General features: G+C 41.4%; 10 protein-coding genes. 3 read left to right on the plus strand and 7 right to left on the minus strand.

The genetic code is table 11. From position 1 onward, the window contains the following. Positions 1-2: 2 nt before the first annotated feature. The 7 genes from HQ29_RS00270 to HQ29_RS00300 form a co-directional block, all read right to left on the minus strand. Positions 3-1,115, minus strand: a complete 1,113-nt coding sequence (locus HQ29_RS00270; RefSeq protein WP_036866830.1) for a restriction endonuclease subunit S — start codon at positions 1,113-1,115, stop codon at positions 3-5. Then, entirely contained in the window at positions 1,102-2,691 is a 1,590-nt protein-coding gene (locus HQ29_RS00275; protein ID WP_036866833.1) for an N-6 DNA methylase, read from the minus strand. The genes HQ29_RS00270 and HQ29_RS00275 overlap by 14 nt, the downstream gene beginning before the upstream one ends. A gap of 4 nt (positions 2,692-2,695) precedes the next feature. Further along, complete coding sequence (locus HQ29_RS00280) at positions 2,696-3,646, minus strand: HipA domain-containing protein (protein ID WP_036866835.1); 951 nt, start codon at positions 3,644-3,646, stop codon at positions 2,696-2,698. Beyond that, positions 3,636-3,971, minus strand: coding sequence for a HipA N-terminal domain-containing protein (locus HQ29_RS00285; protein WP_036866837.1), 336 nt, complete (start codon positions 3,969-3,971; stop codon positions 3,636-3,638). Before HQ29_RS00285 ends, HQ29_RS00280 begins: the two co-directional genes overlap by 11 nt. Next, positions 3,968-4,192, minus strand: a complete 225-nt coding sequence (locus HQ29_RS00290) for a helix-turn-helix transcriptional regulator (RefSeq protein WP_036866838.1) — start codon at positions 4,190-4,192, stop codon at positions 3,968-3,970. The genes HQ29_RS00285 and HQ29_RS00290 overlap by 4 nt, the downstream gene beginning before the upstream one ends. Before the next feature lie 148 nt (positions 4,193-4,340). Then, the gene (locus HQ29_RS00295; RefSeq protein ID WP_036866840.1) at positions 4,341-5,501 is read right to left on the minus strand and encodes a Fic family protein; all 1,161 of its coding nucleotides are present in this window, start codon (positions 5,499-5,501) and stop codon (positions 4,341-4,343) included. A 449-nt stretch (positions 5,502-5,950) separates the two neighbouring features. After that, positions 5,951-6,478: a hypothetical protein gene (locus HQ29_RS00300; protein WP_036866843.1), complete on the minus strand. Its 528-nt coding sequence runs from the start codon at positions 6,476-6,478 to the stop codon at positions 5,951-5,953. 274 nt (positions 6,479-6,752) lie between these two features. Between HQ29_RS00300 and HQ29_RS00305 the strand changes: the two genes are divergently transcribed. The 3 genes from HQ29_RS00305 (at position 6,753) to HQ29_RS00315 (ending at position 15,203) form a co-directional block, all read left to right on the plus strand. Beyond that, positions 6,753-9,527 (plus strand): AAA domain-containing protein, encoded by a 2,775-nt coding sequence (locus HQ29_RS00305; RefSeq protein WP_036866846.1) that lies wholly within the window; start codon positions 6,753-6,755, stop codon positions 9,525-9,527. A gap of 591 nt (positions 9,528-10,118) precedes the next feature. Then, a complete protein-coding gene (locus tag HQ29_RS00310) occupies positions 10,119-11,231 on the plus strand; it encodes a TlpA disulfide reductase family protein (RefSeq protein ID WP_036866848.1) in 1,113 nt (370 codons plus the stop codon). A gap of 1,224 nt (positions 11,232-12,455) precedes the next feature. Then, positions 12,456-15,203, plus strand: coding sequence for a TonB-dependent receptor (locus HQ29_RS00315; protein WP_036866850.1), 2,748 nt, complete (start codon positions 12,456-12,458; stop codon positions 15,201-15,203). Positions 15,204-15,209: the final 6 nt, after the last annotated feature.

Raw genomic sequence — 15,209 nt, forward strand, 5'->3', positions numbered from 1 at the left:
TTTTAGTGATGTTCAGCAAACTGTATCAGTGCCGGACATAGAGTTTGTAATTGTGTTCGAGCTTCGCTGGCAATCTTTTGAGCTTCCTCAATGCAGTGATAAAGATTTACTATTGACTGCTGAACCTCAGGGGGAGGAAGAGGGATTTGAACACGACAAAGCTCTTCCCAATCGAAAAACTCATGAGCACTCCCTTTAGACATATATCGAGCATAACGATCAAATTCGGGACGAGAGAACCAAAGCCAGAGGTAGTTTGGGTTAAGTACTTTCTCTTCTATTATTTGAAAAACACAATACGCAGATGAAACGGTACAATCCTCTCCCATGCGATATGCTATAGATATTTTTTCTCCATTCCGTGTAGTTGCACGATTGTATGCAAAATGACCTTTGCGAACAATTTTATCAGATTTAGAATTTACAGATACTTGCTTTGGTTCTTGGAACACCTTTGTATTGGCTATACCTTGTGAAAGAGTAACAGACAAATCTGAGTTTCTCTCATCTTTTTCTTCTATATACTTCCCGAGATCTACCATAGGATATTTCTTTTGGCAGTCTACGATAAATGCTTGACAAGCCTCCGTAAGAGGGGCTATTAAAGCTTCGTTCTCCTCGGCTAAACACTTTAGTCCAGTGTAAGTATCGACTAACTCTTGTTGAACTTCTATGGATGGCAAAGGGATATTAGCTCGACACATCTCTTCCCAACTAAAAGTCTCTCGAGCACTTCCCCAAGAATTGAAGCGAGCATAGCGATCGAACTCTCCTCGATTCAACAGCATATAGAGATATTCGGGGAGCAACTCCACCTTGGTCGTAAATGTAGTGTATACTGAAGAGATCAGATAGCTTTCATTCGCTGAATTAAAAGCCAAGGCTACCTTATCTCCTCTCCGAGAGGTATCTGCCACATAGGCAAATATACGAGAGCTTACAACCTTATAAGAATGCACAGATACCCCTTCCATATTTGCTTTGGTATCAATAAACACTTTATCTACACTGATACCCCTCACACTCTCCACAGCATATTGCCCCTCTGCGTTCCTTTCGTCCACCTCCTCAATATAATCCCCGAGGCGTATCCACTTCGTTTTATTCGCAATCATAACCTAATTGTTTAAGCGCTTGACGTAACCTCTTATCATTCTCTCTTTGACGCTTGAGTAGGTCAGACACTGTGTTAGCTGTTGCGGTGAGTACTTGGTGGTAGTCAATCTGGCTATCCCTATCTACAAACTCGATATAACGACTGGGAACCAGTGTAAAGTCATTGGCTCGCAGTTCGTCTATACCCACTGATCGATAGAGTTCGGGTTCGGCATATTGCGTACCGTCCGTGCCCTCTCTCTGCCAACGAAAATAGATATCAGCTGCTTTACGTATTTGGTCTGATAGCAATTCTACCTTTTTCTTTTGTTCGCCTTTTACTGCATTGCTCGTCCATTGACGGAGATCCATAAATAGGATTTCGCCCGAGCGATTGCGTAGCCTTCGACCATGATAGGTGCCACCTCTCTTGTTTTGGTTAAGTATCCAGAGGGTAACAGATATATCAGTAGCGTAGAATAACTCTCTGGGAAGTACGATAATGGCTTCTACCTTGTCTCCTTCGATAAGTTTGCGACGTATCTCACTGGCATCACTGTCGCCTAATGCACCATTGGCGAGGAGGAAACCTGCGACACCACGTCCAGCTTTGAGCTTCGAGAGGATATGCAGTATCCACGCATAGTTGGCATTGCTCTCTGGTGGCACACCATAATCTGCCCATCGAGGATCGGTGCTGAGTGCCGTGTCGTACCACCGCTTGAGATTAAAGGGAGGATTAGCCATAATGTAATCAAAGGTGAGTCCTTTGTGTAGGTCGTTGGTGAAGGAGGAGGCATTCCGCTCGCCTAAGTGGTGCGAAATACCTCGCACCGCTAAGTTCATCTTAGCCAAACGATAGGTCGCAGGGTCGTTCTCTTGACCATATACATTGATTTGGGCGATGTCTCCACCCTTTTCCTCTACATACTTGGCACACTGCACAAACATACCACCCGAACCACAGCAGGGATCGTAGAGTGTACCATCATAAGGCTCTATAAAGGCAGCTATCAGCTCTACAATATCGTGAGGAGTATAGAATTCGCCCTCCTCTTTGGAGGCATTGACAGCAAAAGACTTGAGGAAGTATTCATATACCCGTCCGATGAGATCCTTCTGCTCTCCGAAGACCTTGTGCGAAATCTTATTGACCTCATCCACCACCTTTTTGATGACACTCTTCTCCAAATTTATAGCAGTAAATAGACCTAAGCGCACACACCCTTTGAGAGTATCTCCACTCTCCTCTAGACATTGGAGTGCATCGTCCAGTGTACTATTTAGCTTTTCACTTGGTGTCTCCAAGAAGAGACTCCATCGAGCCTTCTTGGGGACAAATGCAGTTCCTCCGTATGCTCGAGGGTTATTGAGCCGCATTGAGATGATGGCTTCGTCAGTGATTCCACTCTCGATGAAACTCTGACGCAATGTCTCTTGAGCATCCTCAAACTTCTCACCGATGAAGCGGAGGAATACCAATGTCAAGAGTAGGTCTCTCTTGTCATTGAGTGTTGCATTACTACGGAGGTAATCTCGACAGTTGAATAATATACTTTCAAGACTTAACGTCTCTTCCTTTTTCTTCTTAGCCATTCTATTATATGCTTAGATTGAATACTTCAAATCTATATTTTGTTAATACTATATATTGTTCCTGCATCTCTGTCGGTAAGAAGCTATGACGGATGCAGGCTTCCCATTCGGGGAGGATGTGTTGGAAGCGAGCGAAAATATTGTCACACACTTTCTTATCTAGTCCAGAGGCTGTCATCGCTTCGAGGAAGTGTTGGCGAGTGAGTTTGCGCTTTTTGCCACAGAGGGTCAATGCAAGTTCTTCTGTATCCTCAGGAATAACAAGTGCCGTAGACAGCAGGTCGTAAGCTGGAGTGAGTTGATATTCATTTCCCTCTGGAGCATAGAGCGAGTAATTCTTGAGGTGCATATCGGCATTACCTATCAGCCACGAAAAGAGTACCTGCTCCCAGTACTTGACAAGATCAAGTTTTGGCACAGAGCTATACTTGGAGATCAGCTTGGCTATCTGCTCGTGTGAGCCTTTGTATTTATACTCCGTTAAACGCTCTGACAACTGACACATATCTTCCATTGGGAGCTTCTCTCCTTGCCCTGTTCGGTCTATGCGACGAGTGATATAGCATAGTTCGCCATCGCTGAATCGCATCAGTCCATGAGGAATAGTTTCTATCTTGGCAATCTCTGCAAGGTGCATCGACACATCTTCCAGCTCGGGGAGATGCGGATAACGCTCTGTTTGAGGTTTAAGAATAAACCGTCCCCACAAGCCCACGATGGTAAATCGCTTGGGGGAATGGCTCATCTGATCAAAGTCAAGAGATAGCTTGGGTTGTACTCCTGTCACTGTGGTCTGCGAACGAACAACCTCGTCAGCCAATGCTCGTACCTCACTACTTGTATAAGGCAATATCGGTGCTTGGGGCGTTCCAAACAATTTGCGACAACACTTGGCATGGTAATCTACCTCTCCACTAACCAAAGGTTCGTAGCAGTATAAGCATCTATTCTTCATCTTCGGCCGTATTTAGAGGTTCAATACTTACCGCCCCAATGCAGTCTCGGCAACAAGCCAACAGTAAAGCCATTCGATCTCTTGCTTCTATTTTCCAATTCTTTTGAGCAATATCTAATAGCCATCCCTCAGGGATAAGTCCATCAAAGAATGGATGAAGAGCATTACTTTGGAAAGGCTTTTCTCGCAAAGGCATTGTTAGGCTTATGCCTTGAGCTTCGGGCATAGTCAGATAGTCCTTGTCGTAAGCAAAGGAATAGCCCTCATCACTTTCTGTGAGAACACCTGCCTTGAGCATCTTCCAATAAACAATAGCCTGCTTCATACTTCATCTCCTTCTCGTTTCATTGGTACTGGTCCACACTCAGAACCGAAAAGTTCAAAGACTTTATTGACTTTATCAAGGCGAAGCGTGGTCTTGCCTTGCTCCAGTTCACGAACGAAGCGTAGCCCTACTCCTGCTTTCTCAGAGAGGTCTACCTGTGTCAGTTTATATTTCTTGCGCATCTCTTTCACGTACTGCGCTATGATTGTCCTCGCTATCATTTTTCATCAATTATTTGAGGTGTCATACTCTGAATATGTACCCGAAAAGCCTTTTTCGGGTACACGTCTCAAGGATATGTACCCATTTTGCCTCTTTGGGGTACATATTTCGAAAATGTGTACCCCAAAGAGGCTTTTCAGGTACACATCATAAAGGTGATTGATTATCTGTCACCGATTCTATCGTTTCATCTTGTCGTGGTAATGCAGAACCCTGATTAAGAAACAAGTCCATAAGAGCATGATTAATGTAATAATTTTCTCTTCCAATCTTTACAACAACTAAAACTCTCTCTTCGACCATCATATTCAAATACTTAGTAGCCGTTTTACGCTGAACCATCAAGTCCCTCTGCATAAACTCGATTTTAGTATAAGGATGATAAAATAGATTGTTGAGCAACTCGTGTTTATAGTTCTTGCCAAATAGAGGACGCAGAATCTGCTTATACTCCTGCATTAGCTTAGAGATCCCCTGCACCAATCGAATGGTGTCGCGAGCCGTTTGTTCGACTCCTTTAAGAATGAAAAGGATCCATTCTTCCCACTCCAACGAGTTATCTTCGCCCTTATCCCTAATAGCTTGAATCAAGGAGTAATACTGCGATTTATTTTGAGTAATATACCTGCTTAAGTAGAGAATTGGCAAGTCAAGCAAGTCATTTATCACCAAATAGAGCACGTTGATAATACGCCCCGTTCGTCCATTACCATCATAGAAGGGGTGTATACTCTCAAACTGATGATGTATAATCGCCATCTTGATTAGAGGATCGACTTCACACATCTCAGGATTATTGATAAAAGCCTCAAGGTTTGCCATATACTTCTCTATATCATCTATATTTTGAGGTGGAGTGTAAACGGTTTCTCCCTGACCATTCTTTAGCATTGTCCCTGCTTGTGAACGAAAACCTGCTCTATTTCCCTCAAGGTGCATTTGAATATCCTTTATTCTGCTGTTGGTTAATAGAGCATCTTTTCTAACCAATTCAAATCCTCGCTGTAAAGCTTCTCGATACCTAAGGACCTCTTTGGTAGCCGCTGTTATAAGTTGCTTCTCTATATTTATCTCAGCTTTGTAGAGATCATCTTGCGTTGTGACGATATTCTCTATCTCGGAACTATCCTTTGCCTCTTGAAGGGTCAAGGTGCTAATCAGTATCGCTTCGTTAGGAATTGTTGCTGCTATCCCCTTTAATTCCGCCAAAGCTCGATTGGCCTTGTTCACCTGTCGTAATATCTCTTTGCTCTCTACATCAAAGGCGAGAGGCAATGTAGGTATGTTATAGCTTTTGCCCATATTCATTTACTTACTTATGATTTGGCATTCGAATTCTTCTGAAAGAGTATTATATACCTTATTAGTGGCAAATATAAGGAATGGGAATCAATTATACCCCTTTTCGGGGATATTATTTGAATAAAATACGGGATTATACCCAAGAGGGGGGATTGTAATATTTTTCCCTGCATTATTTTGCCTTAATATGCTCCAAAATAGGTACTTTTGCTGTGAGCAAGCGTGCTGAGCACAAATCGGAGGTGTTGTAATCTATTGATTTACAGAATAAAAAACTCAAAAGAAGATTGAAAGACTGAGAACTAAGCTATGCGGTACAAGTATGTAAATCCCTATAGAACAGCAAGATAAAATTGCTTTCCCATTTATTTGAGGGGTATTTGTACCGATTAAAAAGCTAATCGCCTAATTGATAGAGAGGTAAATATATTGCATCGGCAAGTAACGTTTTTGAGTTACCACAGAGGGAAAGTTCGTGGAAGATATTTTCCTACATCAATGGAGCATCCGGCGTAGAATCCAAATCTTGTGTATGTTGCATACAGGTTTAGGTGCTTGAGGTCTATGATCATCATCGCTCCGAAGTCGAATCCTCTCTTTCTCTCGGAAAGATCAGTGCCATATTTTCGGAATGAGGCGTAGCCGATTAGCGGAGCAATTCGGAATCTGTCGTGTATAGGGATCTGATAACCGGCGTGAAGAAGTGTTCCTTTAGTCTTGATCTTTTTTCCTAAGCGAGTGGAGTGTTGCTCTCTGGGCAGCCCGATCATGTAGCTGATGAAGCCTCCACAAAGATTGATGTTTAGAGCGATACCGAGATTAGGTGCCATCTCTTTTTGCATTTTCAGTGTGCCAAAGCCGATGCCGATGAAAGATTCGTGATACACGTCTTCAAAGTTGAAGAATGGGCTTGTCTGCGCCTTTAGTCGGCACGATATAGAGAGGAGGATGAGAGGGAGTATGAGTATGAGCTTCGCTTTCATTGTTGTGAAGAGTTGTGAGATCTTGCTGTGAGTTCCAAGATACGAATTTTATTGACCCAGTGTTGTCTACACTCGTTGATATGTACCGTAGAGTTTGGGGAGATTTACTCCTGTTTTCTATCTGGACTGTATTTGATTCAAACTGATCATGTTTATCTCTTTGTAAGTGAAAAAGATATTGTACATTCGTAGCAAAGCGATATTTTAATAAAATCTTTTCAGTGTATTGAAGCTTTTTTGTTTAGAGTATTTATGTCCCCAAAATAGAGATGTCATGATAGATACTTCAAAGAATCTTATATTTATACATGGAGAGAATAAGACTGCTCAAGTGGAGTGGATCCATGGAAAAGAGAAGTGGTATTATGTCAAGTTTCACGGATCCGATCAGAAGTACAGATATAGCTGTGAGAGTATTCTTTGGTTAAAAGATCCGAGGGGTGTCGATATCAGCGATAGTCGTATTTATATTCGTAACAAGAGGGTTTACGATGTAGAAAAGGTCTTGGTTTTTGTTCATGGATACAGGAATTATTGGCATGTAACACATAAAAACGGCTATAAGCAGATCCTTGTTGATGGCGAGCTGGTTATTAGAGAGTCATGTCTTAAAGATAAACGTTCAAGTGATGTTTTTGAGTACCTGAAGGCGGTAGCTTCAACTAATATTTTAGGTAAAGAAGAGGGTAAGAGCAGTGAAGGAATTCTTGAGAGACATTATGAGAGTATCGGCTTTATAGATAAGGATATTGCTTTGGCTTCTTACTTGAATCCGGGAAGAGGGATAAAGAAGAGTAAGAGTTCAAAACTGATTTTCCCATTTGGGTGTAATGCCAGCCAAAAGAAAGCGGTTGTTTCGGCTTTTGAAAGTCAGATCAGTGTTATTCAGGGGCCTCCGGGTACGGGAAAGACTCAGACAATACTGAACATAATTGCAAATATTGTAGAGAGGGATCAGACGGTATTGGTTGTGTCTAATAATAACTCGGCAATAGCCAATGTTTATGAGAAGTTGAACAAGTTTGGATTTGGGTTCATAGTTGCTCCGTTAGGAAAAAAAGAGAATCGGGATCTGTTCATGGCCAATCAACCTCAGGTTCCGGTAGAAATAAAAGAGTGGAAGTTCAGCCGGTCGGAAGAGCGAATGGTGAAAAATAGGCTTGATTCTACACTATCTAAGCTTGATAAAATCTTTTCTTGGCAAGAAAAACTTGCCATGTCGAAGCAAGAGTTACAGTCCATTGAATTGGAATGGAAACACTTTTGTAGGGAGCAACAGATTGATGAGGGAGTGTTAGAACAACCCTTGAAATCTGTAAAATCGTCACACTTTCTTCGTTTGTGGATACAGTTTCAGGAGTATGAAGCTCATGAAAAATCTCTTTCTCACAACTTCTTGTCCAAGCTATTAGGAGCTTTGAAATGGAGATGGATGAGCTTGGTAGGAAAGTATTTTCTGAAGCTTGATATGCAGTTTGAAAAAGAGAAATTAAGTACAATCATTCCGGAACTACAGAGACTATTTTATATACATAGGATCGCTGAATTGAAAGCAAATATTGTAAGCTTAGAGACTTCTCTAAGATCTTACGATGCCAAGAAAGAGGCTGAAGAACTTAATCAGGTTTCATTGCAGCTTTTTAGGGATAAATTGTTCAATAAGTATGAGAAGAAGCCTCGTACTGTCTTTCCTTTTTTATTCTTGGAGGACGATTATGAGTCTCTTTTAGAGCAGTATCCGGTTGTTCTAAGTACAACGTTTTCTTCACGAAACTGTATTGTCGGCGATATTCTGTTTGATTATCTCATAATGGACGAGGCTTCTCAAGTTTCTGTTGAAACCGGAGTTTTAGCCATGTCTTGTGCTAAAAATGCGATAATTGTAGGGGATACATTGCAGTTGCCCAATGTCGTTACAAAAGAGGATAGAATAAAGCTTGATCTTATAGCCAAAGAGTTTGATATTCCCGAAGGATACGATTGTGCTAAGAATAGTTTTTTACACTCTATTTGCAAGATTGTTCCGAATGTGCCTCAGACACTACTTAGAGAACATTATCGTTGTCATCCTCGTATTATCAACTTCTGCAACCAAAAGTTTTATGGTGGAAATCTTTTGATTATGACAGAGGATAGCGACGCTCCGGATACGCTCTGGGCTGTTAAGACATCTTTAGGAAATCACGAACGTAACCATTATAATCAAAGGGAAATAGATGTAATAAAGAGAGAAGTATTACCTGTTTTATCTGATGTTGAAGATATTGGAATTATAGCTCCATATAACGCACAGATTGAGGAGCTGCAACAACAGATTCCGGACGTTGAGTCGGCAACAATTCATAAGTTCCAAGGAAGAGAAAAGGATACTATAATCATGAGTGTTGTAGATGATCAGATCACGGAATTTAGTGATGATCCCAATCTTCTGAATGTGGCCATTTCAAGAGCAAAAGAGAGATTTTGTTTGGTTGTTTCCGGTAATGAACAGGAATTGAAAGGCAATATAAGCGAACTTCTATCTTATATTGAGTACAATAATTTTGCGATAACGGAGAGTAAGATTCACTCTATTTTTGACTATCTGTATAGCCATTATACCCAACAACGTTTGGCTTTTATTAAGAATCATCCAAAGATTTCCAATTATGATTCTGAGAACTTAACATTTGCCTTGATAGATAAAGTCCTCACAGAGAACAGTGAATATAATCACTTGCTTCCGCTTTGTCATGTACCACTATACCGCATCATCAGGGATACGTCTCTTATGGATGAAGAAGAGAAGACTTACTTTTCAAACTATGGTACTCATGTTGATTTTCTCATTATCAATCGTGTCAGCAAAAAGCCGGTTTTGGCTATAGAAACAGATGGATATTTATACCATAATAAGCAGACAGAGCAGTATCAGAGAGACTTGAGAAAAGATCATATACTGGTTTTATATCAGATTCCTCTTTTGCGTTTTTCAACGGTGGGTAGCGATGAAAAGCAAAAACTTATAGAGGCTCTTGACATGGCTCTCGAAAAAACTAATGTGTCCTGAAAAAATTGATAGTATGGGATGAAAAAGAGGAAAATTAGGTGATAAAGCTAAAGAGTTCTTTTGGATTATGCTGTACAATAGAAGTATTGTAATGCCTAAATAGTACCATAAGAAAGAATACAAGAAGAGTCCATATTATTCATGTTATTTGATAGAGTTTTTCCCCACAGTCTGTAGAGTAGAAAAAGACTCCTGTGATCCGGTAGATACAGTCAACTCTTAATATAGGTGTCAAATAAAGAGAACTATTTCTCTTCAAATCCAAGCCGGATAGCGAAAAGGAGATAAGCGAAAAATGGGTTTGAAGTGTGTTGATAGAGGCTCCCTTATGCCTTGAAGCAGAGTCTTATTCTCATGATTTGTCATAGCTTTATTCCTTATTGATATTTTGCAGGTATAGTACATATGCAAATATATGTATTATATATTTAATATTCTTGTTGCTTGTCTTGCTATTCTTTAAGGTCGTGCCGTTTGTTAGCTATTATCCTTATATTTGCGTGATGATACGATCTGTTTATCCTCTAACAGCTAAACTTTTAGAAGCAGATTTACGTGTAAGAAATATAGACAACCTAACCCATCTTTTACATGAAGAAGATTTTTTTTGCTGCAAGCATTGTTCTTGCAGTTGTATTGGGGAGTGCATGCTCTCAAAAGACAATCTCCGATAAGTATTTCATAAAGGGTACCATACCCGATGTGGCAGAAGCCAACGGGAAGTATATCTATATGTACGATACTCAAAACAGAATATTGGATAGTGCCAAGATAGAAAACAATTCGTTCAGATTTGAAGGAGAGGTAATTGACAGTATTTCCATTGTTAATATAGAACAAGATCATGGTGGCTTTTTTGCTCCAGCGATATTGGAATCAGGAGAGATCTCGTTGAATCTTGCAGATGTTTCCGGTCGAGGGACACCACTTAACGAGGCTCTTTTTGAGTATTTGTCTAATCTTGAAGAGCTTCAGATTAAGACCATGAAGTATATCGACTCTTTTGACCATGACTCTATCTTTATCGGCAAGAATATTGATAGCCTGCAAGAGGCAAGCATTGTGGCTTATCAGGATGAGGTCATGGATTACTCCGTAAAGATGTTTAAAGAGCATCCTAACGATCCTGTCGGAGCTTATATTTGGAGCCATTGTTCAAGTTTAATCATTGAAAAACCGGAACTAGCCAATAGGTTCATTCCTTTTGCAGGAGATTACATTAAGAACTATCCGATAGTTAAGGCTCAGATAGAACTGATAGAGAATACAGAAAAAACGAAAGAAGGAAATCTGTTTACCGACTTTTCCGGAAAAGATGCAGATGGGGTATCCAAGATGTTTAGCGAATATGTAGGCAAGGGGCACTATGTTTTAGTGGATTTTTGGGCTTCATGGTGTGCGCCGTGTAGACAGGAAATGCCGAGAATGATGGGGGTCTACAAGAAGTATAAACCTCTTGGACTTGAAATCCTCGGAGTAGTTGTGTGGGACAAGGTAGAGGATCACAAGATCGCTGTAAGAGATATGGAGATCCCTTGGTCACAGATGCTTAGCGAAGAAGCTCCAACTCTTTATGGTGTTCAGGGTATTCCTTATATCATGCTTATAGATCCACAAGGCAAGATTGTAAAGCGCGGACTTCGCGGACAAGCCATTGAGGTGGCTTTGGAAGAGGCTCTGAAGGCAAACGGAGGTAAGCTGTAATAGCTCTTTGATGGTATGCTTCAAACGGATTGGACCGGATGTAGTAGTGAAAACATTGTGATGACGCCAGTCTTGGATAAGGATGAAATGATGTGATTATGACTTTCAAATAGAAGCATACTTCTTATATAAGAAAGGGCTTAAATATAATATCGCTCAAGTGAATTTATTTTCTCTTGAGCGATGTTGTTTTCAGCCCTTTTTAGAAGAGCATTTTTATATATTCCATCCCGAAAAATGCTCACTTTTTTATCCTCTCTCTATTTGCTTCAAAGAGGGTGTTTCCGGAGCATGACCAAACTGTTAAATCGGCCCGGTTTTATTAACATTATTATTGATACCTGTTAAGCGAAAAAGCTAAACGAGGATATTTTGTCGGCTTAACGTGTTTAATTTTTCAATGAACACGTTTAGTGATTTCATTAAACACGTTTACCGGATTCGATTAACGTGTTTANGGCTTAACGTGTTTAATTTTTCAATGAACACGTTTAGTGATTTCATTAAACACGTTTACCGGATTCGATTAACGTGTTTAGAATTTTTACTTATGGTGTTGATAATTAGTGATTTGAGGTTTTCACCCTCTTTTTTGCCCATTTTAGCCGCAAAAGTGTATTAGGTTTTGTTTACACATGGGCGTATTGAATTTTACACCAATTAACGCAAAAACAGCCCCTAAATCCGACCGAGAGGAGAAAAGTTCTCGAATACGATATTTTTATATATTGCTGTTTATGAGTGATTTATGGTTTATTGTTCACTTCTGATCTGTAACAAGGTGTGGAGAGATTCGCATTTTTCGGAGCTTTTTCTGACTTCATTTTTATATAAAAACTCCCTCGAAAAGTCTGCTCAATCAGCCCCCAAAAAAGGAGAATAAATACTATTAAGATTGCTATGGAGATATACTATTTTTATTCCCTATGGCAGGGATTTATCCTGTGCCTATTTATAAATCTGTTCTTTCCGTTTTTCTCTTCCTGTTTCTCTTTTCCTATCTCAGAGATATGTGCTCGCTCATCCCGGAGGAAGAAGTCTTGATCTGTTTTTGTGTTTTTTGGGAAAGACTTTTTCATTGGTAAGGGGATTTGTCTCATGCTTTTTTCTGTTGTCCGATGCGTAAAGGGGATAGTTATATGTAGGTATTTTAGGTCGGATTTTACCTATATGTTGTGATTTTTGACCATGTGAACTCTTTCTAAATTCGCCCTAATGAAAAGTATGTATCTACTATGGGCTTTTATTCTCGCTTCTGTTGTATGCTGTGGCGTGAGTGTTGCTGCCGAACAAAAAGAGGTAGCAAAGCCCCCTCATCTCTTTAATGCAATTGTCTTGGATGCTGAGACGAAGGCAGCTTTGTCCATGGCAAGGGTGGAGGTTGAGGAGTTGGAGCTGCGTTTAAGAACGGGCTCGGACGGGCGGTTTCAGATACGTCTGTTCCGGCCAAATAAGAGATACACGCTTCGGATATCCTATTTGGGATACAAGTCTCACGAGTCTGTGGTTACGCTTGCCGGTGACAAAGAGGTTACCTTTATGCTTCATCCCTCCTCTTATGCTCTGGAAGGCGTTCAGGTGCAGGGTAGAAGATCCACCAAACAGACAGGTCATACCAAAATCAGTAAAACGGCTCTCGACTATCTGCAGCCGACCGGACTGCAGGATGCTCTCCTTCTCACTCCGGGAGGTCTCGTGCGTAATCCGGGACTTAGGGGCGTTCAGCAGATTCAGATGAGAGAGACAAGAAACTCCGTAAATAGTGCTTTGGGAACGGCTATCGTGTTGGACGATGCTCCTATATCCAATGATGCCAACCTGCAAGGGATGGGAAATCATAATCAAGCCCTGTCCGAAAAAAGTACCATGAACAGAGGGATAGACCTCCGAGAGATATCCATAGACCATATAGAGAGTATAGAAGTGATACAGGGAATCCCCTCCGTGAGGTATGGAAACCTTACCAGCGGGGTGGTTGTCCTGAATACCAAAGTAGGACGAAGCCCTTGGGAGATTAGGGCTCAAGCCGATCCCTATACCAAACTCTTCTCTTTAGGAAAAGGGTATAACCTGAACAGGGAACACAACTTCTACGGAGGAGTGGACTACGCACACTCTTTGGGCAATATCGTCAGTCCCATATCGGGCTATCGCCGTATAACGGCACTTCTTAAACATTCATACTCCGGACGAGGAGAGTGGAAGCCTAATACCTCTTTGTCTTTTGCTTATACGGGTACATTGGATCAGAAGAAGTTTGATCCGGAGATCATGACTTCTCGTGAGATTTATCGTAACACTTACGACCGCTTCACGCTGAACGGACGCTTCTCTCTTCGTCCTCAGACAAATCTTATAGAGCAGATAGAAGGTACTTTGTCTCTTTCTTATACTCACGATTTAGTAGATCAGGAGAGATACATATCGCCTCAAAGCACACTTGTACAGCCTATACTGAAAGAGACCGGAGAGGGTGAAGGGGCTTATCTTCCGCCGACATATTTCTCTGTATTCAAGACAGATGGCAGACCGTTCGAGCTTTTCTCTCAGGTAAGATCCACTCATCGTTTTATGCGTGAGCAGTGGAGTGGTACTCTGATGCTGGGTGCGGAGCTGCGTGTCGAGAAAAACTTCGGCTTGGGAGCAGTCTACGATCCTCTTTTACCTCCTAATCCCGGTTCGTCTTTATCTTCTCGTCCCATCGCATATAGAGATATTCCTGCAAGAGTACCTCTCGCTCTTTTTGCCGAGCAGACGCTTAGACACTATTTCAGAAACGGGTGGAAAGGAGAAGTTCGTGTCGGATTAAGAGCCACTCAAGAGCTGGCTCTCCGGAATGCCGATCGCTATCTTTCCAAACGATTTTTGGTAGAACCGAGAGCGCAGATATCCGTTACAGCTCCGGAGATTAAGATTGCAGGCTCGAGCTTTAGAAGCAGTATCTTCGGAGGATATGGGCGTCATTTGAAGATGCCAACCTTAGGATACCTTTATCCGGAAAGGGCATATATGGATTTTGTAGAGGCCAACTACTACCACAAGAAACCGGAAAACAGACTCTTATGGGTGCGTACCTATGTGGTGGATCGTGTGAATAGATCGCTTCGCCCGAATAGAGAGGATAAGTTTGAACTTGGTGTGAATATGACTTGGAAAGAGGCAGAGTTGAGCATCAATCTGTTCAGACATCTTACTACTGCCGGATTTGAAAATCGCACACAACTTGCCTATACGCCATACAACAGATACACCTATGACGGTGTAGTGGGAGAGGGAAAGCCCACACTGGATCTTTTCAACAAGGAGAGAATAGATATGACTTCCGGATATTCTACTCCCGACAACAGCGTCAAAGTGCTTAAAAGGGGAGTGGAATACTTGCTTCGTTTCCCCAGAATAGAGAGTATTAAGACCAACATCACGGTACAAGGTTCATGGTATAAGACTCTCTATGGTAATAGTCTGCCTACCGCTTACAGACCTTCTGAAATATTCAATGGAAGGAGTTACCCCTATGTGGGATTCTATGAAGGGCGAAATGATACGGATACCGAGAGACTTCACACCCTTGTACGTACAGACACTCATATCCCTTACCTTAAAATGATATTCTCTTGTAACCTTCAGACGATTTGGTTTACCGCTCGACAAGATTTGCCTTATGGCGGAATGCCGGAGTATTGGGTAGATCAGTATGGAAAACAACACGAGGGAAGCACACTTGATAAGAACGATCCGTTGCAGAAGCGACTCTTTATCCCGGTACCGAACCATCTGTTTGAACGCTGGACAGAACCACTCTCTGCTTCTCTTAATCTGAAGATGACGAAAGAGATAGGAAAGAGATTGAAGGTCTCTTTCTATGTAAACAATCTGATCACTTACGATCCGATATACGAGTCTAACCTTAAAACAACACACCAGGCATGGCGTACTCCATTCTTTGGAAGCGAGATCCGGCTACGTCTATAAATGAAC

The sequence above is a fragment of the Porphyromonas canoris genome (assembly GCF_000765975.1).
Classification (GTDB): Bacteria; Bacteroidota; Bacteroidia; order Bacteroidales; family Porphyromonadaceae; genus Porphyromonas_A; species Porphyromonas_A canoris.

Coding starts and splice junctions, on each gene's coding strand:
- HQ29_RS00285 (WP_036866837.1), bottom strand. CDS start 3,971: ATGAAGCAGGCTATTGTTTATTGGAAGATGCTCAAGGCAGGTGTTCTC.
- HQ29_RS00275 (WP_036866833.1), bottom strand. CDS start 2,691: ATGGCTAAGAAGAAAAAGGAAGAGACGTTAAGTCTTGAAAGTATATTA.
- HQ29_RS00315 (WP_036866850.1), top strand. CDS start 12,456: ATGTATCTACTATGGGCTTTTATTCTCGCTTCTGTTGTATGCTGTGGC.
- HQ29_RS00305 (WP_036866846.1), top strand. CDS start 6,753: ATGATAGATACTTCAAAGAATCTTATATTTATACATGGAGAGAATAAG.
- HQ29_RS00270 (WP_036866830.1), bottom strand. CDS start 1,115: ATGATTGCGAATAAAACGAAGTGGATACGCCTCGGGGATTATATTGAG.
- HQ29_RS00280 (WP_036866835.1), bottom strand. CDS start 3,646: ATGAAGAATAGATGCTTATACTGCTACGAACCTTTGGTTAGTGGAGAG.
- HQ29_RS00310 (WP_036866848.1), top strand. CDS start 10,119: ATGAAGAAGATTTTTTTTGCTGCAAGCATTGTTCTTGCAGTTGTATTG.
- HQ29_RS00290 (WP_036866838.1), bottom strand. CDS start 4,192: ATGATAGCGAGGACAATCATAGCGCAGTACGTGAAAGAGATGCGCAAG.
- HQ29_RS00295 (WP_036866840.1), bottom strand. CDS start 5,501: ATGAATATGGGCAAAAGCTATAACATACCTACATTGCCTCTCGCCTTT.
- HQ29_RS00300 (WP_036866843.1), bottom strand. CDS start 6,478: ATGAAAGCGAAGCTCATACTCATACTCCCTCTCATCCTCCTCTCTATA.